21 protein-coding genes and 1 tRNA gene are annotated in these 18,744 nt (G+C 63.6%); 12 read left to right on the top strand and 10 right to left on the bottom strand.

Annotated elements, in window-relative coordinates; genetic code table 11:
• Positions 1 to 263: 263 nt before the first annotated feature.
• A complete protein-coding gene (locus CBM2586_RS09450) occupies positions 264 to 1,373 on the top strand; it encodes an acyltransferase family protein (protein ID WP_115687311.1) in 1,110 nt (369 codons plus the stop codon).
• A gap of 292 nt (positions 1,374 to 1,665) precedes the next feature.
• A complete protein-coding gene (locus tag CBM2586_RS09445) occupies positions 1,666 to 1,857 on the top strand; it encodes a hypothetical protein (RefSeq protein ID WP_145987395.1) in 192 nt (63 codons plus the stop codon).
• Between the two features lie 385 nt (positions 1,858 to 2,242).
• On the opposite strand, the gene CBM2586_RS09440 is transcribed toward CBM2586_RS09445, so the two are convergent.
• The 3 genes from CBM2586_RS09440 to dusA all read right to left on the bottom strand — a co-directional run bounded on the left by CBM2586_RS09440 (position 2,243) and on the right by dusA (position 4,692).
• Positions 2,243 to 2,318: transfer RNA gene (locus CBM2586_RS09440), tRNA-His, on the bottom strand.
• A gap of 102 nt (positions 2,319 to 2,420) precedes the next feature.
• On the bottom strand, positions 2,421 to 2,699 hold the full coding sequence (locus CBM2586_RS09435; RefSeq protein ID WP_172583251.1) for a hypothetical protein: 279 nt from the start codon (positions 2,697 to 2,699) through the stop codon (positions 2,421 to 2,423).
• A gap of 979 nt (positions 2,700 to 3,678) precedes the next feature.
• Complete coding sequence (gene dusA / locus CBM2586_RS09430; RefSeq protein ID WP_115687308.1) at positions 3,679 to 4,692, bottom strand: tRNA dihydrouridine(20/20a) synthase DusA; 1,014 nt, start codon at positions 4,690 to 4,692, stop codon at positions 3,679 to 3,681.
• A gap of 396 nt (positions 4,693 to 5,088) precedes the next feature.
• Here dusA and CBM2586_RS09425 point away from each other — a divergent pair, with 396 nt between their 5' ends.
• On the top strand, positions 5,089 to 5,433 hold the full coding sequence (locus tag CBM2586_RS09425) for a hypothetical protein (RefSeq protein ID WP_231942457.1): 345 nt from the start codon (positions 5,089 to 5,091) through the stop codon (positions 5,431 to 5,433).
• Positions 5,434 to 5,478: 45 nt separating this feature from the next.
• Here CBM2586_RS09425 and CBM2586_RS09420 read toward each other — a convergent pair whose 3' ends face one another.
• Positions 5,479 to 5,649, bottom strand: coding sequence for a hypothetical protein (locus CBM2586_RS09420; RefSeq protein WP_012353085.1), 171 nt, complete (start codon positions 5,647 to 5,649; stop codon positions 5,479 to 5,481).
• Between the two features lie 114 nt (positions 5,650 to 5,763).
• Positions 5,764 to 6,417, bottom strand: a complete 654-nt coding sequence (gene lexA / locus CBM2586_RS09415; RefSeq protein ID WP_012353084.1) for a transcriptional repressor LexA — start codon at positions 6,415 to 6,417, stop codon at positions 5,764 to 5,766.
• Positions 6,418 to 6,671: 254 nt separating this feature from the next.
• Between lexA and CBM2586_RS09410 the strand changes: the two genes are divergently transcribed.
• From CBM2586_RS09410 to CBM2586_RS09375, 8 genes are all read left to right on the top strand, one after another.
• A complete protein-coding gene (locus CBM2586_RS09410) occupies positions 6,672 to 7,664 on the top strand; it encodes an asparaginase (RefSeq protein WP_115687307.1) in 993 nt (330 codons plus the stop codon).
• A gap of 119 nt (positions 7,665 to 7,783) precedes the next feature.
• Entirely contained in the window at positions 7,784 to 8,158 is a 375-nt protein-coding gene (gene rpsF / locus CBM2586_RS09405; RefSeq protein ID WP_010809513.1) for a 30S ribosomal protein S6, read from the top strand.
• Between the two features lie 89 nt (positions 8,159 to 8,247).
• Entirely contained in the window at positions 8,248 to 8,547 is a 300-nt protein-coding gene (gene priB / locus CBM2586_RS09400) for a primosomal replication protein N (RefSeq protein WP_115661875.1), read from the top strand.
• 3 nt (positions 8,548 to 8,550) lie between these two features.
• A complete protein-coding gene (gene rpsR, locus CBM2586_RS09395; RefSeq protein WP_006163606.1) occupies positions 8,551 to 8,829 on the top strand; it encodes a 30S ribosomal protein S18 in 279 nt (92 codons plus the stop codon).
• 31 nt (positions 8,830 to 8,860) lie between these two features.
• The gene (gene rplI / locus CBM2586_RS09390; protein ID WP_115687306.1) at positions 8,861 to 9,313 is read left to right on the top strand and encodes a 50S ribosomal protein L9; all 453 of its coding nucleotides are present in this window, start codon (positions 8,861 to 8,863) and stop codon (positions 9,311 to 9,313) included.
• A gap of 165 nt (positions 9,314 to 9,478) precedes the next feature.
• Positions 9,479 to 10,870 carry a replicative DNA helicase gene (locus CBM2586_RS09385; protein ID WP_115661877.1) on the top strand — a complete coding sequence of 464 codons (1,392 nt, stop codon included), beginning with the start codon at positions 9,479 to 9,481 and terminating at the stop codon, positions 10,868 to 10,870.
• A gap of 190 nt (positions 10,871 to 11,060) precedes the next feature.
• Positions 11,061 to 11,687, top strand: a complete 627-nt coding sequence (locus CBM2586_RS09380; RefSeq protein ID WP_010809517.1) for a DUF47 domain-containing protein — start codon at positions 11,061 to 11,063, stop codon at positions 11,685 to 11,687.
• Between the two features lie 13 nt (positions 11,688 to 11,700).
• Entirely contained in the window at positions 11,701 to 12,708 is a 1,008-nt protein-coding gene (locus CBM2586_RS09375; protein WP_012353079.1) for an inorganic phosphate transporter, read from the top strand.
• Between the two features lie 69 nt (positions 12,709 to 12,777).
• Here CBM2586_RS09375 and CBM2586_RS09370 read toward each other — a convergent pair whose 3' ends face one another.
• From CBM2586_RS09370 to CBM2586_RS09350, 5 genes are all read right to left on the bottom strand, one after another.
• Positions 12,778 to 13,467, bottom strand: coding sequence for a C40 family peptidase (locus CBM2586_RS09370; RefSeq protein WP_115687305.1), 690 nt, complete (start codon positions 13,465 to 13,467; stop codon positions 12,778 to 12,780).
• A 47-nt stretch (positions 13,468 to 13,514) separates the two neighbouring features.
• Positions 13,515 to 13,922, bottom strand: a complete 408-nt coding sequence (locus CBM2586_RS09365) for a hypothetical protein (protein WP_115661879.1) — start codon at positions 13,920 to 13,922, stop codon at positions 13,515 to 13,517.
• A gap of 130 nt (positions 13,923 to 14,052) precedes the next feature.
• Entirely contained in the window at positions 14,053 to 15,756 is a 1,704-nt protein-coding gene (locus tag CBM2586_RS09360; protein WP_115661880.1) for a PhoH family protein, read from the bottom strand.
• Between the two features lie 422 nt (positions 15,757 to 16,178).
• Entirely contained in the window at positions 16,179 to 16,643 is a 465-nt protein-coding gene (locus tag CBM2586_RS09355) for a peroxiredoxin (RefSeq protein WP_115661881.1), read from the bottom strand.
• Between the two features lie 142 nt (positions 16,644 to 16,785).
• Positions 16,786 to 17,169, bottom strand: coding sequence for an Mth938-like domain-containing protein (locus tag CBM2586_RS09350; protein ID WP_115661882.1), 384 nt, complete (start codon positions 17,167 to 17,169; stop codon positions 16,786 to 16,788).
• A gap of 330 nt (positions 17,170 to 17,499) precedes the next feature.
• Between CBM2586_RS09350 and CBM2586_RS09345 the strand changes: the two genes are divergently transcribed.
• A complete protein-coding gene (locus tag CBM2586_RS09345) occupies positions 17,500 to 18,735 on the top strand; it encodes a pyridoxal phosphate-dependent aminotransferase (protein ID WP_115688717.1) in 1,236 nt (411 codons plus the stop codon).
• Positions 18,736 to 18,744 lie beyond the last annotated feature (9 nt).

Raw genomic sequence — 18,744 nt, 5'->3', positions numbered from 1 at the left:
AAATGACAGCCGGACGCAGGTCCGAAAGCAATATGTCGCCGCTGGCTTACGTTCACTGGGGCCGGCAACCGCCTCAGCCCCCAGCCATGGTGAGACCTGGTCAACCCAGCCTACGGTAAATCGCTGGGCGCCACTTTGAGCTCGTCCTCGCTGCCAAAGGCCTTTTTCCGAAGCGGGGCCCATCTCATTCTTTCGGTCGATAGCGCACCAAGCCGCATGTGGAAGAAAGTTCGCAATACTGGGCCAACCGAGAGCCTTCCATAATGAAATTTCAATCGCTGCAAATGCTTCGGGGGATTGCGGCCATGTGGGTTGTCGCCTACCACATGCAGGATCACTTTGATCCCCTTGCCACAGCATTTCCGCTCAGCGCATCCGACCTGCTGCGCAAGGGATATATTGGGGTCGACCTCTTCTTTGTGATCAGCGGCTTTGTGATCGCGTGGACCGCCTTGTATAAGCCCGGGCCTCACGATGCTCCCATAAAATTCCTGCTTAAGCGACTAATCAGGGTAGCGCCGCCTTACTGGATTGCCACGCTCTATTTCGCGATGCTTGGCGATCTCAGCAAGATCGAACTGGAACCGATCCTCCGCTCACTCTTCTTCATTCCAATTGAATCCAATTACCCTCCCATTTACGGATTCCCAATTCTCTTGATTGGATGGTCACTAAATTATGAGGTTTATTTCTATCTTTCTTTTTCCGCTCTCTTGTGCCTAGGAAGAAGGTTATCCATTCAAATCACATACTTTGCCATCACATTGGTTATTCTTCCAGCCATATTTTCCGGAAAATTTTCGATCGACCCCGAGCATCTCTACAAAGGGATCTCAAACACGTATATCTTGCTGGCCACAAATCCCATCATCCTTGAATTTGTGTTTGGCATGGTCTTGGCAAGACTTTACGGTAGCCTTCCTGGCACTCTTCGCCGTTCCTACGTATGGCTCGTCCTCTGTGCATCAATAGTTATTTTTATGGCAGCTTTCTTTCTGTACGAGCCTCGCATGAGTATTCTTTTCAGAGGCCTTCCCTGTGCCTGCCTCGTGGCTGGCTTCCTAGTAGTCGAGCGATATCAACTATTTTCGATATCTCGCCACCTTGCTTATTTCGGTGAGATGTCATATAGCATTTACTTGACACACCCGTTTGTTCTGGTCGTTGCGAAATCCATATATGCGACAACTCCTGGTCAGCACTATGTGCAAATCGCTCAGTACCTACTAGCACTGGCAGTAGCCCTCGGTTTTGCCCGATTCTTCTACAAATACGTCGAACAACCCATGCTCCAGCATGGAAAACGAATTGGGTCTGGCCATTTCCATACCCCTCAGTCAGCAAAGAATTCGACAGTCTCCCGGGTTAAGTGACCGGCGGCTTCGTCCACGACCCGATTCGTTCCACTTGTCTGCAAGCTTCAATGGGCGCGCTCGCAGGCAATTCAGCAAGGGAGTCCGCCGTCCGGCATGTTCTACGTGATCGACGTTGAGGATGCGGTCTGGCTGCCCGGCCGCGCGCTGACGCTTAGGCAGGAAGGACATCAAGCGGCCGGGCGGCGCGGCTCCGGCGGGCATCGTGGCCGCGCACTCGGTTGATATGGGCCAGTGCGAAAGCAGCACGACTAGTGCGAAGTGGCGAAGCCGCGGCGTGCGCAGCTTGGAGGTGCCACTGAACACCGGGACCGTCGGCGGCGGATTCAGCGCGCTCGCTGACGTCTGCGTCGGGCAGGCCACTGACGGCTTCCACCATGGCGACGGCCGCGCTCCCGATCAGCCGATATCTACCAGCTGCGGCGGCCGCAACCAGCGCCTTATCACCGCCTACCTCGTGAAGTATTACAGCAAGGGCGGATAGGACTCAGCGTGCAATGAGTCACTGCAAACGATACCGAGAAAGGCACGCATGAGGTCCGGAGAGAATTGCTGCCGGTGGCTGAGCACGCGCGTTCGCCGGGTCGATTCGGGAGCACTTAGCGGCCCGGTTCGCGGCGCCGGACAACCTGGACCTGATGCATCACGATAGCCAGCAGCGGGGGCAAAGAGGGTGCAGTCCTATGACGTCCGCATATCCGGCATCGCGCCGTCCATTTAGGCTGCGGTTGTAAGCGTGGAATCCAACTTCGCTGCCATCTGAAAATGATCGGATGACGTCAGCTACTGTGAAACGGCGGCCGAGAAGGAGGTTCACGAGTTCCGGACAGCAAAACAGCGCCGATGTAGGCGCTGTTTTGAGGAAATTCTGGGGTGGCTGATGGGACTCGAACCCACGACGACAGGAATCACAATCCTGGACTCTACCAACTGAGCTACAGCCACCGTAGAGGTCATCAGCGAAGCGCTGATCGACGAAAAACAAGATTATACAAACAGATTTTCGAGATGGCTAGTATCCCGCACAAAAAATTTTAAGGCCATCGCTCACGAGCGGGACGGGCTCCACTTGGCCTCGAGCAGCACCGCCTGCTTGATCGCGGCGATGGTCTCGGCCTCCGTATCGAACTGGCCCAGCAGCCGGCGCGACTTGCCGTTCAGCACGGCTTCCTGCAACGCCTTGCCTGCGGCTTCCGAGGTGCCCGGGTGCCAGCAGTAGCGGGCGGTCCATTTGCCATCCTGAAGTTGCTCGGCCACCCAGATCACCCTGAAGTCTTCATAGACGACGCCAAACGGCGCTTCTTTATCCACGTTGTCTTTGTCCATGCTGCGTCCCCTGCCGGGATGGTCCGCATACCGTGCCCGATCTCGCCTGGGGAGCTGCGGAAATCGTACCACGGGTCCTGGATGAGTTCCGACCACGCCTGCCAGCCAAGAATATGCTGATCACAGCCCCTACCTCTGCAGGGTTCATGCGGCACGTGCCCGAAGCGATACTCGAGTGCGAGGGACATTGACCCCCCTCGACCTTCCCGTCAGGCGGCCCGCCCCATGGACCGCCTGCCTCTTTTTGCTTCCCCTTGCCAGCCGACGTTTCCACGCCGCGCCATGCCTGCGATGGAACCTCTCGGCCACGCGCGAGCCCAACCGACGTGATTGAACGCAGGGAACAGGCTATGCAGAACAAGTGTAGATGGAGGACGAGGGTTCTTGCCGTTGCGACACTGGCCGCCTTGCTCGGCGGATGCGCTGCGGGCGGCGCTGCCGACGGCAGGGAATCGAGCATCACGACTTACGGCACGCTCGACATCGGCATCAGCCATACGCGATAGCCATGGCGATGCCCATCGAGCAGAATCTTGCGGGGCCGATGGAACGCCTGAGCGGAAGCCTGGCCAAATCCGTTCGTCAAGGTGGTGCCGGGCGAGCGCGCAAAAAAAGAGTCCGCAGCGCGGACTCTTAACTTTAGCGATCTCAAATGCCCTGAAGGCCGTTGCACTGTAACCGCCATGCGGGTAACGCGCCATTCGGGTAAACGAAGAGCGATGCCGCAGCACGAGATCGCCGACGAAAAAAAAGCCCGCCGGAGCGGGCTAATAATCAGTTGAAGAAAGCCCTGTATTCGAGGGCAGGCACAGTGTAAGAAAGTGCCCTGCCTCAGCGAATTAGGGGAATCCCTTTCCGGGCGCCGGTTTCCGGGCGATCCGGCATCCATGTGCGGCGCGCGGAACCCGCGCGCCGCTATGCATATTTTCACGATTCGAAGTTAGAGCGCAGTCTCGGCACGGCACCAGGCGGTGCGCGCTTACGCGGCCAGCGGCTCTTGCGCGTGCGGGCGCAGATGCGCGCGCGCTTCTTCGAACAGCGCCTCCACCTCGGCCCGCGTGCGCGCGGCGTGCATGCGCTTCGCATCGGACAGCACGCGACGCCAGCCACGTCCGCCCGCGATGCCTCGATGCAGGCCGAGCATGTGCCGTGTCACGGCACCCATATATCCGCCTTGCTCAACCACGTCGCCGATATAACGCTGCATCGCCAGTTCGACATCCAGCCGCGACGGCACCGGCGTACTGGTATCGCCATAGAAGCGCGCGTCCATTTCCGCAAGGATGTACGGCTGGTGATACGCCTCGCGCCCGATCATGACGCCATCGACGTGCTCCAGATGGGCGGCGATTTCGTCATGGCTGACGATGCCGCCGTTGATCAGGATCTCAAGCTCCGGGAATTCACGCTTGAGCTGGTATGCCACCTCATAGCGCAGCGGCGGAATCTCCCGGTTTTCCTTCGGGCTCAGGCCTTTGAGGATCGCATTGCGGGCGTGCACGATAAACGTGCCGCAGCCCGCCTGCGCCACCTTGCCGACAAAATCGCGAACGAAATCGTAGTGCTCGATCTTGTCGATGCCGATGCGATGTTTTACGGTCACGGGAATTTCCACCGCATCACGCATCGCCTTTACGGAGTCAGCCACCAGTTCCGGTTCTGCCATCAGGCAGGCACCGAAGGCGCCGCGCTGCACGCGCTCGGACGGGCAGCCGCAGTTCAGGTTGATTTCCGCATAGCCCCACTGCTGGCCCAGCTTCGCCGCCATGGCGAGATCGGCTGGCTCGCTGCCGCCCAGCTGCAATGCGACCGGGTGCTCGGCCGCATCGAAGTCGAGGTGGCGCGGCACGTCGCCATGCAGCAGCGCGCCGGTGGTCACCATCTCCGTATACAGCCAGGTGTGGCGGCTGAGCTGGCGGTGGAACATGCGGCAATGACGGTCGGTCCAGTCCATCATCGGCGCAACCGAAATGCGGCGGGGATTTACGTTCATGGAAATACAGCGATTGGAGGCGGTACGGGCGCGGCGGCGTCGCAAGGGAGGGACGCAATGCCATGGCATATGCAGGCCACGGCACCTCGCAGTAGCCACACGCACAGCGAGTGGCCCGCCCGCGCGAAGACGTGAGTATAGGCCACCGCGCCAAGGTCTGCTGCGCCTCACCGAGCGCGAGTGGAAGCGCGACAAGGAATTCCAAGAGAAGGTCGAGTGCAAGCGCCGGTGAGCGCATCGCAATGCCAAAAACCACTGCGGATTCATGGCGCGAAAATCGAGATGGCGCCAGGCGCGCGTGCGCGTTAAAATGCGCACCCGGCGGCCTTTCAGGGCCGCCGTTTTGCATTCCTCGGGGGCGGTATGTTGGTTCGAACGGCACTGATTGGCGTAGCGATGGCAACCATGGTGGCAGGCTGTGCCACTGGCACTTCGGAGAAGGACGTCCGCGCTCGCCCGCCGATGCGACTGTTTACGCCGGTCAAGATGGCCGAGGTCGCGAAATGCCTGCGCAACAATCTCGGTGACGAGGCTACGCTGGTCCAGCTGCCGGCGAAAAACCAGACCGAGATCCGCATCGGCCAGAGCGCGACAAGTGGTGAATATCAGTACGCCTACCTGATTTCTCTGACGGCACAGGCCGACGGCACGACGCTGGAATTGCGCAAGACCGATGCCTGGTTTCCCCAGCTGACGCCGACTGAACTGGAAGCCGAAGCCAAGGCGTGCGCGCGTAGCTGAGCGGGACAGGGCCCCGGCGATGCGGCAAGCGTCTGCCGATATCAGTCAGGCGGCCAGCTTTTCGGTGGTTTCAAGTTCCAGCATGCGGCAGATTGCCGCCATGCTGCCGACCATGGTGCGACGCTGCGTACCCTGATAGACGCGTACGCCTTTGCTCTGGCGAAACGGCACGGGCTTGACCGGACGGCGGGCGGCGACGTGGTGGATTTGCGGCATGGTGGCACCTCTTTTTAGGCAAAGCGGGGTCAACACCCGGCAAGCCGGGCGGCGTCTGCAAAGCAATGGAAGCGGGTGGGCCCGTGCGGGCGGAATGCCCGCGATGGTGCCCGGCTAGAAGCCGGAAGAGCGGATCAGCCCGACGGCGATGCCTTCGAGAGAAAACTCCTCACCGGGCTCGACGATGATGTTGGTGAAGTCGGGATTCTCGGCAATCAGTTCGATATGGCCGCCGCGCCTCTGCAGGCGCTTGACGGTGACGTCGTCGCCCAGTCGCGCCACCACGATCTTGCCGTTGGCGGCCTCGCTGGCGCGGCGCACGGCGAGCAGGTCGCCGTCGAGGATGCCGGCGTCCCGCATGCTCAGCCCGCGCACGCGCAGCAGATAATCCGGGCGCTCATCGAAGACCGACGCATCGACCTGATACTGCCGGTCAATATGCTCGGCGGCCAGGATGGGGCTGCCGGCTGCGACGCGGCCCACCAGCGGCAGCGTCAACTGCAATACACCGGCCATCGGCAAAGAGAACTGGTCCGGCAGTTCCGAATCGCTGCGCGACACCTTCAGGCGGATGCCGCGCGATGCGCCCGGCGTCAGTTCGATCACGCCCTTGCGGGCCAGCGCCCGCAGATGTTCTTCCGCGGCATTGGGCGAGGAGAAACCGAACTCCGCTGCGATCTCGGCGCGGGTAGGCGGGAAGCCGGTACGGCGGATCGTGTTGCGGATCAGGTCGAAAATCTGCTGCTGCCGGGGTGTCAGGGTCGCCATGGGATCGCCGTTCCGTGCAGGGCCGCTGGCCTGGTTAGAGGAGAATTTGCTCCGCTCTCCAGTATCCGGTGCGCCGGCACTGTATGTTTAAACAGTATGCTGTGATTTTATACAGTATCGGCGTCAGTGCAAGCAGAATTTTGAGGCGTGTCGCATGGACGCCGGTCGCGGCGCCTGATCCAGGCTGCGGCAGGGCGCATGCGCCCGCTACAATCGCGTTTCCTCTATCCAGAACAATATTCTTGCGCGCTCCCATGACCCAATTGCCTCGCATCGTCGTATTGGCCACTGGCGGCACCATCGCCGGCGCGTCCGGCAGCGCCGCCAGCAGCGCCCGCTACCAGGCGGCGACCGTGCCGGTGGCCACCTTGCTGGCCGCGGTGCCGCCGCTGCAGGTGGTGGCTCGCATCGAGGCCGAGCAGGTGGCGCAGGTCGACAGCAAGGACATGACCTTCGCGCTGTGGCAAACGCTCGCGGCCCGGGTCGAGCACTGGTCGGCGCAGCCTGACATTGCCGGCATCGTGATCACGCACGGCACCGACACGCTCGAAGAAACTGCGATGGCGCTGCACCTGACCCAAGCGTGCCCGGTGCCAGTGGTGCTGACCGCGGCGATGCGTCCGTCGACGTCGCTGTCGGCCGACGGGCCGCTGAACCTGCTGGATGCGGTACGTGTCGCCGCCCATCCGGATGCGCGCGGCAAGGGTGTGCTGGTGGTGCTGAATCAGCAGATCCATGCGGCACGCGATGTGGCCAAGGCGCATACCTCGTCGGTCGACGCCTTTGTCTCGCCGTGTGGGCCGCTGGGTTTCGTCCAGGACGACTACCTGCGTTTTGCGCGGACGCCCCGCGCGGCGATGACCGTCGGGCCGATGCCGGCGGCGTGGCCGGTGGTGGAAATCGTTGCCAGCTACGCCCAGCCGGGCAGGGTGGCGGTGGATGCGCTGGTGCAGGCCGGCGTCGCTGGTCTGGTCGTGGCGGCGGCCGGCAATGGCTCGGTCCATGAGGTGCTGGCGGCGGCCCTTGCCGACGCCGCGGCGGCCGGGGTGGCGGTGGTGCGCAGTTCGCGTACCGGTGCGGGGCATGTGGCGATTCCGCCGCAACCGAGTCCTGCCGACGGTGTGTTCGTGTCCGCGGCGGACCTCAATCCCTATAAGGCGCGCGTGCTGCTGGCGCTGGCGCTGGCGGCGGATGCGGGGCTGGCGTGCGACCCGGCGCGGCTGCAGGCGGTCTTTGCCAGCGCGTGATTTGCCCGTGAAATCAGCGGCTTGCGTCATTGGCGCGCGGCGGGCTATAATTTAAGGCTATTCAACCTTGCCACACCGGACTCGTGACGCCCGGGTGGCTAATCCCAAAAGGAGCGTCAATGCGTCATTACGAAATCGTCTTCATCGTCCACCCGGACCAGAGCGAACAAGTGCCGGCCATGATCGAGCGCTACAAGCAGCTCGTGACCTCGCAGAACGGCAACGTTCACCGCGTGGAAGACTGGGGCCGTCGCCAGATGGCTTACATGATCCAGAAGCTGGCCAAGGCCCACTACGTTTGCCTGAACATCGAATGCGGCAAGGAAACCCTGGCTGAACTGGAACACGCGTTCAAGTTCAACGACGCCGTCCTGCGCCACCTGATCGTGCAGACCAAGAAGGCCGAGACCGCACCTTCGCCGATGATGAAGGAAGTGCAGCGCGAAGAAGCCCGCAAGGCCGCGCAAACGACCACCGAAGGCCAGGCCGCCTGAGTGCGGACTGCGGTGCGCGCCGTGGCTGACAGCGTCGGCCAGGGCACGAGTGCAAGCCGCAACGATTGCAACCAGCAAGAGGCCCCGCGTTGAACCAGCTTCGGCTTGCCGCCACCCTGGCCGAACGCGATGCCCTGCGCTATACCCCGGCCGGGGTCCCCGTCGTGAACTGCATCCTGCAGTACAGCGGCGAGGCCGTCGAGGCGCACACGCCGCGGCAGGTCGAATTTGCAATCGCTGCGATGGGGATCGGCCAGGTTGGCCAGCGTCTGGAGCGGCTACCGCTCGGCACGCTGCTCGACTGCGAAGGATTCCTGGCCCGCAAGCACCGCAACAGCAAGGCTCTCGTCTTTCACATCACTGGATGTAAAGCATTCGAAAAGGATTGAATCATGGCATTCGTCAAACGTGACAACAAGAACAAGAAGCGCTTCCAGCAACAGAATCCGCTGTTCAAGCGCAAGCGCTTCTGCCGCTTCACCGTGGCTGGCGTCGAACAGATCGACTACAAGGATCTGGACACCCTGAAGGACTTCATCGGCGACAACGGCAAGATCACGCCGGCCCGCCTGACCGGTACCAAGGCTCACTATCAGCGTCAGCTCGATACGGCCATCAAGCGCGCGCGTTTCCTCGCGCTGATGCCGTACACCGACCTGCACAAGAACTGATCAAGCCCTAGGTCCGTAAGGAGAGAACACGATGCAAATCATTCTGCTGGAAAAAGTCGTCAACCTGGGCAACCTCGGTGACATCGTCAAGGTGAAGGACGGTTACGCCCGTAATTTCCTGATCCCGGGCAAGAAGGCCCGCCGCGCCACGCAAAGCGCGATCGCCGAATTCGAAGTCAAGCGCGCCGAGCTGGAAAAGGCCGCTGCCGAGAAGCTGGCCGCCGCGCAAGCCGAAGGCGAGAAGCTGAACGGCCTGACCGTCCAGATCACCCAGAAGTCGGGTGTGGACGGCCGCCTGTTCGGTTCGGTGACCAATGCCGACATCGCTGAAGCCCTGGCTGGCCAAGGCTACAAGCTGGAAAAGGGGCAGGTTCGCCTGCCGAACGGTCCGCTGAAGACGGTTGGCGACCACCCGGTCAGCGTTGCGCTGCACACCGACGTCGTGGTCGACGTGACCGTGTCGGTGGTGGGCGAGAGCGTCTAAGGACGCGCCGCCCCGGCCGGCGCGCCGCGCCGGCCGAAGCCGCAAGCTGCATTGCAAAAAGGCAGGAGCCCGGGCTCCTGCCTTTTTTGTTGCCCGCCTGCCTTGGACCGTGCTGTCGCCAAATGTCCGGCGAAGTGTGTCCGCTCGCCGTTATAATCCCACCCCATGAACGCGCCCGTCGCCGACCCTCAACTCGATAACCTCAAGGTCCCGCCGCACTCCATCGAAGCCGAGCAATCGGTGCTGGGTGGCCTGCTGCTGGACAATGCCGCCTGGGACCGCATCGCGGACTTTCTTTCCGAGGCGGATTTCTACCGTTTCGACCACCGGATGATCTTCCAGAGCATCGCCCGGTTGATCTCGGCGACGAAGCCGGCCGACGTGATCACGGTCTACGAAATGCTGCAGGTGGCCGGCAAGGCCGAAGAGGTGGGCGGGCTGGCGTACCTGAATTCGCTGGCGCAGAACACCCCCAGCGCGGCCAATATCCGCCGCTATGCGGAGATCGTGCGCGAGCGCTCGGTGCTGCGCAAGCTGGTGACGGTGGCCGACGATATCGCCTCGGCCGCGTTCGCGCCCAAGGGTCGCGAGGTGCGCGAGCTGCTCGACGAGGCCGAATCCAAGGTCTTCGCGATTGCCGAAGAGGGCTCGCGCGGACAGAAGGGCTTCCAGGAAATCCAGCCGCTGCTGACCCAGGTGGTGGAGCGCATCGACGAGCTGTATCACCGCGATTCGACCACCGATGTCACCGGCGTGCCTACCGGCTTCATCGACCTGGACAAGATGACCAGCGGCATGCAGCCGGGCGACCTGGTCATCGTCGCCGGCCGCCCGTCGATGGGCAAGACCGCGTTCTCGCTGAACATCGGCGAGCACGTGGCGGTGGAGCAGGGCCTGCCGGTGGCGGTGTTCTCCATGGAAATGGCGGGCACGCAGCTGGCCATGCGTATGCTGGGCTCGGTCGGCCGGCTCGACCAGCACCGGCTGCGCACCGGGCGCCTGCTCGACGAGGACTGGCCGCGGCTGACGCATGCGATCCAGCGCATGAACGACACCCAGCTGTTCATCGACGAAACCCCGGCGCTGAACCCGATGGAACTGCGCGCGCGCTCGCGGCGCCTGGCGCGCCAGTGCGGGCAGCTGGGCCTGATCATCATCGACTACCTGCAGCTGATGTCGGGCTCCGGCGGCGGCGAGAACCGCGCCACCGAGATTTCAGAAATCTCCCGTTCGCTGAAGGGCCTGGCGAAGGAGCTGAATTGCCCGGTGATCGCGCTGTCGCAGCTGAACCGAAGCCTGGAACAGCGTCCCAACAAGCGCCCGGTGATGTCCGACCTGCGCGAATCGGGCGCTATCGAACAGGATGCCGACGTGATCCTGTTCATCTACCGCGACGAAGTCTATAACGCCGACTCGCAGGACAAGGGCACCGCCGAAATCATCATCGGCAAGCAGCGTAACGGCCCGATCGGCACCGTGCGCCTGACCTTCCTCGGCCAGTTTACGAAGTTCGACAACTTCAGCGGCGGACCGGCCTTCTTCGACAACGACACCTGACGAAGTCAAGCGGGTCGGCCCTCCGCTGTGCCTTGCCGTCTCGTTTGTGCCAAATGCGCGGGCAATGTCCCGCCAACCCTGTAAAATATTGCGCTTTGATGACAGCCGCCATCCGCGGCCGTCATGCTCGCGTCCGCTTAATCCCGCAACACCATCCGCAGCGATACCACGCTGCTACAAGGAACATTCCATGTTCGGCCGATTCATGCCCACCGAGGGCAAGTTCTTCGAATATTTCAACCAGCACGCCGACTGCGCGGTGACCGCCGCCCATGAACTGCAGGCCCTGGTCAACGACCTGCCCAACGCCGAGGCCCATGCCCGGCGCGTCCAGGCCACCGAAAAGAAGGCCGACCGCATCACGCACGACACCATCGACCTGCTGCACAAGACTTTCATCACGCCGCTGGACCGCGACGAGATCCACAAGCTCATCACGACCATGGACGACATCCTGGACCTGATGGAAGACGTGGCCGAGACCATCTCGCTGTATGACGTGACCAACCTGACCGACGAGGCGCTGCGCCTGGCCGCGATCTGCGTGCAGTGCTGCGACCAGGTCAAGATCGCCGTGGGCCTGCTCGAGGACATGGGCAACGCTAGCACCATCCTGAAGACCGCGCAGCAGATCGACCAGCTCGAATCCGAGGCTGACCGCGTGATGCGCTCGGCGATGTCCAAGCTGTTCCGCGACGAGACCGACGTCAAGCGCCTGATCAAGCTGAAGGCGATCTACGAGCAACTCGAGACGATCACCGACAAGTGCGAGGACGTCGCCAACATCATCGAAGGCATCGTCCTGGAAAACGCCTGAGGCGGCAATCGGCATGCAGACCATACAAATGAGCCTGTGGGTGATCGCCTTGCTGGTGGCGCTGGCATTGCTGTTCGACTTCATGAACGGCTTCCACGACGCGGCCAACTCGATCGCGACGGTGGTGTCCACGGGCGTGCTCAAGCCGCACCATGCGGTGGCGATGGCGGCGATGTGCAACGTCGTCGCGATCTTCGTGTTCCACCTGAAGGTGGCGGCCACGGTCGGCACCGGGACCATCCAGGGCGGGGTCGTCGACCACTATGTCATCTTCGGCGCGCTGGTCGGGGCGATCGCGTGGAACGTCATCACCTGGTACTACGGCATTCCGTCGTCGTCGTCGCACGCGCTGATCGGCGGGCTGGTCGGTGCCGCGGTGGCCAAGGCGGGCACCGGCGCGCTGGTGGCCAGCGGCCTGCTGAAGACCGTGGCGTTCATCCTGGTGTCGCCTTTCCTCGGCTTCCTGCTGGGTTCGCTGATGATGGTCATCGTCGGCTGGACCTTCTTCCGCACGCCGCCATCGCGCGTCGACCGCTGGTTCCGGCGCCTGCAGCTGGTATCGGCTTCGCTGTACAGCCTCGGCCATGGCGGCAATGATGCGCAGAAGACCATCGGCATCATCTGGATGCTGCTGATCGCCAGCGGCCACGTGCTGGCCGGCGATCCGCCGCCGACGTGGGTGATCGTTAGCTGCTACGTCGCCATCGGCATGGGCACGCTGTTCGGCGGCTGGCGCATCGTGCGCACCATGGGCCAGAAGATCACCAAGCTCAAGCCCGTGGGCGGCTTCTGCGCCGAGACCGGCGGTGCGCTGACGCTGTTCTTTGCCTCGGCGCTGGGCGTGCCGGTGTCGACCACGCACACGATCACCGGCGCCATCGTCGGGGTCGGCTCGTCGCAGAAGATGTCGGCGGTGCGCTGGGGTGTGGCCGGCAATATCGTCTGGGCCTGGGTGCTGACGATTCCGGCCTCGGCCTTCATGGCGGCGATCGCATGGTGGATCGGGCGCCATATCCTGTAACGCGGCCTTCGGCCGCTCAGGCAAAAAGCCAGGCAAATGCCTGGCTTTTTATTTGCCCGTGCCAGTCGCTCAGTGGTTGGCGAAGGCGGCGATGGGATCGTCGTCGGCGGGCAGCGGGGCAGGTTCGGGCGCGAGCGGCACCGGAGCGGGCGCGGGCACCGGTGTCGCCGGCGCCGGTGGCAGGTTGACCGCGCCGGCGACCACCCGCCGCGCGCCGTTGTAGCGCGAGGCCCAGTAGGGCTTGCCCATGTCCTCCAGCCGCACGGTGCCGCCGGACGAGGGCGCATGGACAAAGCGGTTCTGGCCGACATAGATGCCGACGTGCGAGTTGGCGCGGCCGGTGGTGTTGAAGAACACCAGGTCGCCGGAAGCGACCTCGCTGCGGTCGAGCGAACTGCCGCGCGTGCCCATGGCCTCGGTGGTGCGTGGCAAGTTGACATTGGCCGCGCGCGAGACCACATAGCGCACCAGGCCGCTGCAATCGAAGCCGGCATCCGGCGTGTTGCCGCCATAGCGGTAAGGGGTGCCGACCAGCGACATCGCCTGGATCGAGATTTCCTCCAGCCCGGCGCTGGGATCGACCATGGGCTTGCCGGGCGTACGCGGCAGGTTGCCCTGGCGCGTGGGTGGGGAACTGGCGCACGCCGCCAGCAGCAGCGCGGCGGCACAGAGCAGCGGCAGGCTGGCCCGGGCAAGCGGGCCAGGCACCACAGAAGGACTGGAGGAACTGGAAGAACTAGGGGTACGGCGCAATGGCATCGCTGGGTTCCGGTCGCCGGCCTGCCGGCGCACCGGAAGCCTTGCCGCTACCAGCGTAGCTGGGCGTTGCGCGTACCGGTGCTGACCTTGATCGACTTGGCCTGGCCCTTGTAACTGGCCTCGATATTGTAGCTGCCTTCGGGCGCACGTATCAGGCAGCGGGGGCCGGCGGCGTTGAAGCTTGCGACCTCCTGTTCGTCGCGCACCAGCTTGACCGCGACGTCGGACAGGAACTCGCCAGCGGTGCCCTGCGTAAATAGCACGCCAATATTGAAATCCTTCTCGCGCGCGCTCAGCGCCTGGCGCTCGTCCTCGGCGACGCCGCCGCAGACGTAGCTGACCGGGCCCATGGTGCGGATCACCAGGTCGTCGGCCGCGGCGCGCGCCTGAAGCGGGCCGGCCAGGACCATGGCGGCGCCGATCAGCGCGGCCAGGCGGAGATGCTGTGGGTTCATCGACGCCTCCAGTTGGGGTGCGGGACAACAAGCGGACGTGCGGACATCATAGCCGCATTGCGCTTGCCGATCACGATGGCGGCCCCGGGCGCCCCCTCGCATGGAAGGGTGCCCGGACCCGCGGCCCGCGTCAGAGTACGTCGCCGGCGTGGTCGGCCAGGCGCGAGCGCTCGCCGCGCGCCAGCGTGATATGGCCGCTGTGGCTCCAGCCCTTGAAGCGGTCGACCACGTAGGTCAGTCCCGACGAGCCCTCGGTCAGGTAGGGCGTGTCGATCTGCGCGATATTGCCCAGGCAGATGATCTTGGTGCCGGGGCCGGCGCGCGTCACCAGCGTCTTCATCTGCTTGGGCGTCAGGTTCTGCGCCTCGTCGATGATGACGAACTTGTTGACGAAGGTGCGGCCGCGCATGAAGTTCATGCTCTTGACCTTGATGCGCGAGCGGATCAGCTCCTGGGTCGCGGCGCGGCCCCAGTCGCCGGCGCTGTCGTCACTCTTCTGCAGCACCTCGAGGTTGTCGTCGAACGCGCCCATCCACGGCTGCATCTTTTCTTCCTCGGTGCCGGGCAGGAAGCCGATGTCCTCGCCCACCGGCACGGTCGCGCGCGTGACGATGATCTCGTTGTACAGCTTCTGGTCCAGCACCTGCTCAAGGCCTGCCGCCAGCGCCAGCAGCGTCTTGCCGGTGCCGGCCTGGCCCAGCAGCGTGACGAAGTCGATGTCCGGGTTCATCAGCAGGTTGAGCGCGAAGTTCTGCTCGCGGTTGCGCGCGGTCACGCTCCACACGTTGTTCTTGTGGTGCGTGTAGTCCTTCAGCGTCTGCAGCAGCGCGGTCTTGCCGTTGATCTCCTTGACCTGCGCATAGAGCGGCAGGCTGCCGTCCACGGGCTCGAGGTAGACGAACTGGTTGACCAGGAACGACGGCACCAGCGGGCCGGTGAGCCGGTAGAACATGGCGCCGGACTTGGGATCCTGCCAGCTTTCGACGCCCTTGCCGTGCTTGGCCCAGAAATCGCCGGGCAGTTGCATCACGCCCGCGTAGAGCAGGTCCTTGTCCTCGAGGACCTGGTCGTTGAAGTAGTCCTCGGCCGGCAGGCCCAGGGCGCGCGCCTTGATGCGCATGTTGATGTCTTTCGACACCAGCACGACCTGGCGCTCGGGATACTGCTGCTGCAGCGCGCTGACCACGCCCAGGATCTGGTTGTCGGCTTTGCCCTGCGGCAGGCCTTCGGGCAGCTTGATGTCGTTCAGGCGCGTCTGGAAGAACAGCTTGCCCTGCGCGTCGCGGTTGCCCAGGCTGGCCAGCGACAGGCCCTCGTCGAGCACGCCGTCGGTGCCGCCCACCAGCGAATCGAGCGTGCGGCTGACCATGCGCGCGTTGCGCGCGACTTCGCTCATGCCCTTCTTGTGGTTGTCCAGTTCTTCGAGCGTCATCATCGGCAGGTAGATGTCGTGCTCTTCGAAGCGGAACAGCGAGGCCGGGTCGTGCATCAGCACGTTGGTGTCGAGCACGAACAGCTTGCTCGGGCCTTCGGCCTTGCGCGCGCGGCGCGTGGTGCCGGTCGACGGCTTGACCAGGCTCACCGGCGCGGAGGCGACGGCCGGCGTCGATACCGCGGGGGTCTCGGTGCTGCGGGCGCGGGTGCCGCCGGCGGCGCGGGCCTTGACTTCAGGCACCTGTGCGTCGCCGGTTTCCAGCAATGCCACGCGCTCGAGCGCCGGCACAGGTTTCTTGCCCTGTGTGGCGGCTTTGGCCTTAGGCACCGCGGAGACCGGAGCAAATTCGCTCGGATCCAGCAATTGGGCAGGCTTGGCGGGCATGGTAGGCAGCGGCATGCTTGGCTTTCCTTTCAGGGGGACAAGAAGGGGGCGGGAATGTCCGGTCCGCGGCGCCGCGCTACCTCGGCAAAGTGCGAGGCGTTGGAGGCGGCGTGGCGAACCCGGGCCGGGGCATGCATGCGCGAGGCGCCCGGCGCGGACATACATGAGGACCGACGCGGCTGCAAACAAAAAAGCCGCCATGCCTGCGGTACAGGGTTGGCGGCTCTTGGTCGGACTGCCGACATGGCAGGTCCGCTACCGGCCTGTGGCAGGAAGCGCCTGGGCCGGGGAGTCGAAACAGCGTGGCATCCGGAATCTGAACTCATTACGGGCCAATGTATCTGAAGGCTTTGGGTTTGGCAATTGGGTTTGCCAACGTTTGCCGCGCGCGTCCGGATCGGATCCGTTACGGGCAATGCCGGCGCTGCGTCGCGGTCTCAGAGACCGCGCACGATCTCCAGCACTTCGTCGACGTGGCTGGGCACCTTGATGCCGCGCAGCTCGTGCCGCAGGATGCCTTTGCCGTCGATGACGAAGGTGCTGCGCTCGATGCCGCGGTGCTCCTTGCCATACAGCTTTTTCATCTTGATGACATCAAATAATGTGCACACATCTTCGTCGGCATCGGAGATCAGTTCGAACGGCAGTTCCAGCTTGGCCTTGAAGTTTTCATGCGAGCGCAGGCTGTCGCGCGAGATGCCGAATACCTGCACGCCGGCCTTCTCGAAATCCTCGTACTGGTCGCGGAAATTCATTGCCTCCGTGGTGCAGCCCGGCGTGTTGTCCTTCGGGTAGAAGTACAGCACCACCGTCTTGCCGCGGTAGTCGGCCAGGCGGAAGGTGGCGTCGCCGGTCATCGGCGCGCTGAAGTCGGGGATGGCCTTGTTGAGACTGACGGTCATGCTTGTGGCTCCTTGGGGGAGGGGCAGGGGATCGGTGAAATCGTTGGAATCGGGAGAGGGGCTGCCGCCTCAGCGCGAGCAGATTGGGGCGCCTCGCGCGGACTTCAAGCGTGGCGACTGCTCAACTTTCTCCGCGGGCGCGTCAGGTGGCCTCCGGCTCGAGCAGCAGCACCGCTGCCACCTTGCGCCCCTCGGCCATCAGGATGTTGTAGGTGCGGCACGCCGCCTGCATGTCCATGGCGTCGACGCCGACATGGCGGCGCGCCAGCGATGCGGTCAGGCGCGGGTGCGGAAAGCGCAGCCGGGAGCCGGTGCCCAGCAGCACCACTTCAGGCGCGAGTTCGGACAGCTGCTCGAAATGCGCGGGCTCCAGGTCTTCGAAGCGGTCGACCGGCCAGGGCCGGACTTCGCCCTCCGGCATGACCAGCACCGAGTTGGTGTGGCGCACCAGGTTGATTTCGATATAACCGGGCCCGTAGGCCGTGACGGTGTTGAGCGACTGGGGCTGGTCGGCGTGGAGTTTCACTTGGGGATCTCGGCGATGGCCGGCGCGGGCTGGCGGGCGGGTCCGCGGAGCGGAGGGCCGGCGGGCCGGGCGGGCAATGGATGGACGGGCAACGGACGGACGGCAACGTGCAGGCTGCCGCGGTGCGCGCGGACAGCGCACGCTGCAATGCAAGAATCCCTGCCGAAGTCTGTCATAATCCGATAAATTATAGCTTTTGCCTCCCTGTCTGCCACGTTTGCGTTGCATCGCAGCGGACGGCGCCTCCGCATTCTTTCAGATTCTGTCAGATCGCCCCGATTCCCAGTCCGGTGCCGCCGACGCGGCACGCCACGCTTGCCCGACATCGCCGTGAAACCCATCCAGAAATCCAACAAACTCAATAACGTTTGCTACGACATCCGCGGGCCGGTGCTGGAAAAGGCCAAGCAGATGGAGGAAGAGGGGCACAAGATCATCAAGCTGAATATCGGCAACCTGGCCGTGTTCGGCTTCGACGCGCCGGAGGAAATTCAGCAGGACATGATGCGAAACCTGCCGAATTCGGCAGGTTATTCCGATTCCAAGGGCATATTCGCCGCGCGCAAGGCGATCATGCACTATACCCAGCAAAAAAATATCGAAGGCGTCGGCCTGGACGATATCTATGTGGGCAACGGCGCCTCCGAGCTGATCGTGATGGCCGTCAACGCACTGCTCAATACCGGCGACGAAGTGCTGGTACCGGCGCCGGACTACCCGCTGTGGACCGCCGCGGTCAGCCTGTCGGGCGGCACGCCGGTGCACTACATCTGCGACGAGTCCAACGAGTGGATGCCCGATCCGGCCGATATCCGCGCGCGCATCACGCCGCATACCAAGGCCATCGTCATCATCAACCCGAACAACCCCACCGGGGCGCTGTATTCGGATGAGCTGCTGCTCGAGATCGTCGCGATCGCGCGCGAGCACGGCCTGATCATCTTTGCCGACGAGATCTACGACAAGGTCCTGTACGACGGCGTCACCCACACCTCGATCGCCTCGCTGTCGACCGACGTGCTGACGGTGACCTTCAACGGCCTGTCGAAGAACTACCGCTCGTGCGGCTACCGGGCCGGCTGGATGGTGGTGTCGGGCGACAAGCGCCCGGCCATCGACTACATCGAAGGCCTGAACATGCTGTCGTCGATGCGCCTGTGCGCCAACGTGCCGGGCCAGTGGGCGATCCAGACCGCGCTGGGCGGCTACCAGAGCATCAATGACCTGGTCGCCGAAGGCGGGCGCCTGCGGCGCCAGCGCGACCTGGCCTATGAGCTGATCACCGCGATCCCGGGCGTGACCTGCGTCAAGCCCAAGGCGGCGCTGTACCTGTTCCCGAAGCTGGACCTGTCGATGTACCCGGTGCAGGACGACCAGGAGTTCATCTATGAACTGCTGCAGGAGTCCAAGGTGCTGCTGGTGCAGGGCTCCGGCTTCAACTGGGCCCGGCCCGACCATTTCCGCATCGTGTTCCTGCCGCACGAGGAAGACCTGCGCGAGGCCATCGGCCGTATCGCGCGCTTCCTCGAGGCGTACCGGAAACGCCACGGCAAGGCAGCGGCCTGATTCGCGGCC

Origin of the sequence: Cupriavidus taiwanensis (assembly GCF_900250115.1) — a bacterium.
Classification (GTDB): Bacteria; Pseudomonadota; Gammaproteobacteria; order Burkholderiales; family Burkholderiaceae; genus Cupriavidus; species Cupriavidus taiwanensis_B.
The sequence above is the reverse complement of the archived record's forward strand: the minus strand, read 5'-3'. Positions and strand labels throughout refer to the sequence as shown.

Excerpts from the sequence above, each read along its gene's own strand:
- CBM2586_RS09385 (WP_115661877.1), top strand. The coding sequence starts at position 9,479 with ATGAACGCGCCCGTCGCCGACCCTCAACTCGATAACCTCAAGGTCCCG.
- CBM2586_RS09425 (WP_231942457.1), top strand. The coding sequence starts at position 5,089 with ATGGCAACCATGGTGGCAGGCTGTGCCACTGGCACTTCGGAGAAGGAC.
- CBM2586_RS09375 (WP_012353079.1), top strand. The coding sequence starts at position 11,701 with ATGCAGACCATACAAATGAGCCTGTGGGTGATCGCCTTGCTGGTGGCG.
- CBM2586_RS09360 (WP_115661880.1), bottom strand. The coding sequence starts at position 15,756 with ATGCCGCTGCCTACCATGCCCGCCAAGCCTGCCCAATTGCTGGATCCG.
- rpsF (WP_010809513.1), top strand. The coding sequence starts at position 7,784 with ATGCGTCATTACGAAATCGTCTTCATCGTCCACCCGGACCAGAGCGAA.
- rpsR (WP_006163606.1), top strand. The coding sequence starts at position 8,551 with ATGGCATTCGTCAAACGTGACAACAAGAACAAGAAGCGCTTCCAGCAA.
- CBM2586_RS09435 (WP_172583251.1), bottom strand. The coding sequence starts at position 2,699 with ATGGACAAAGACAACGTGGATAAAGAAGCGCCGTTTGGCGTCGTCTAT.
- CBM2586_RS09380 (WP_010809517.1), top strand. The coding sequence starts at position 11,061 with ATGTTCGGCCGATTCATGCCCACCGAGGGCAAGTTCTTCGAATATTTC.
- rplI (WP_115687306.1), top strand. The coding sequence starts at position 8,861 with ATGCAAATCATTCTGCTGGAAAAAGTCGTCAACCTGGGCAACCTCGGT.
- CBM2586_RS09410 (WP_115687307.1), top strand. The coding sequence starts at position 6,672 with ATGACCCAATTGCCTCGCATCGTCGTATTGGCCACTGGCGGCACCATC.
- CBM2586_RS09355 (WP_115661881.1), bottom strand. The coding sequence starts at position 16,643 with ATGACCGTCAGTCTCAACAAGGCCATCCCCGACTTCAGCGCGCCGATG.
- CBM2586_RS09420 (WP_012353085.1), bottom strand. The coding sequence starts at position 5,649 with ATGCCGCAAATCCACCACGTCGCCGCCCGCCGTCCGGTCAAGCCCGTG.
- CBM2586_RS09370 (WP_115687305.1), bottom strand. The coding sequence starts at position 13,467 with ATGCCATTGCGCCGTACCCCTAGTTCTTCCAGTTCCTCCAGTCCTTCT.
- CBM2586_RS09450 (WP_115687311.1), top strand. The coding sequence starts at position 264 with ATGAAATTTCAATCGCTGCAAATGCTTCGGGGGATTGCGGCCATGTGG.
- lexA (WP_012353084.1), bottom strand. The coding sequence starts at position 6,417 with ATGGCGACCCTGACACCCCGGCAGCAGCAGATTTTCGACCTGATCCGC.
- CBM2586_RS09365 (WP_115661879.1), bottom strand. The coding sequence starts at position 13,922 with ATGAACCCACAGCATCTCCGCCTGGCCGCGCTGATCGGCGCCGCCATG.
- dusA (WP_115687308.1), bottom strand. The coding sequence starts at position 4,692 with ATGAACGTAAATCCCCGCCGCATTTCGGTTGCGCCGATGATGGACTGG.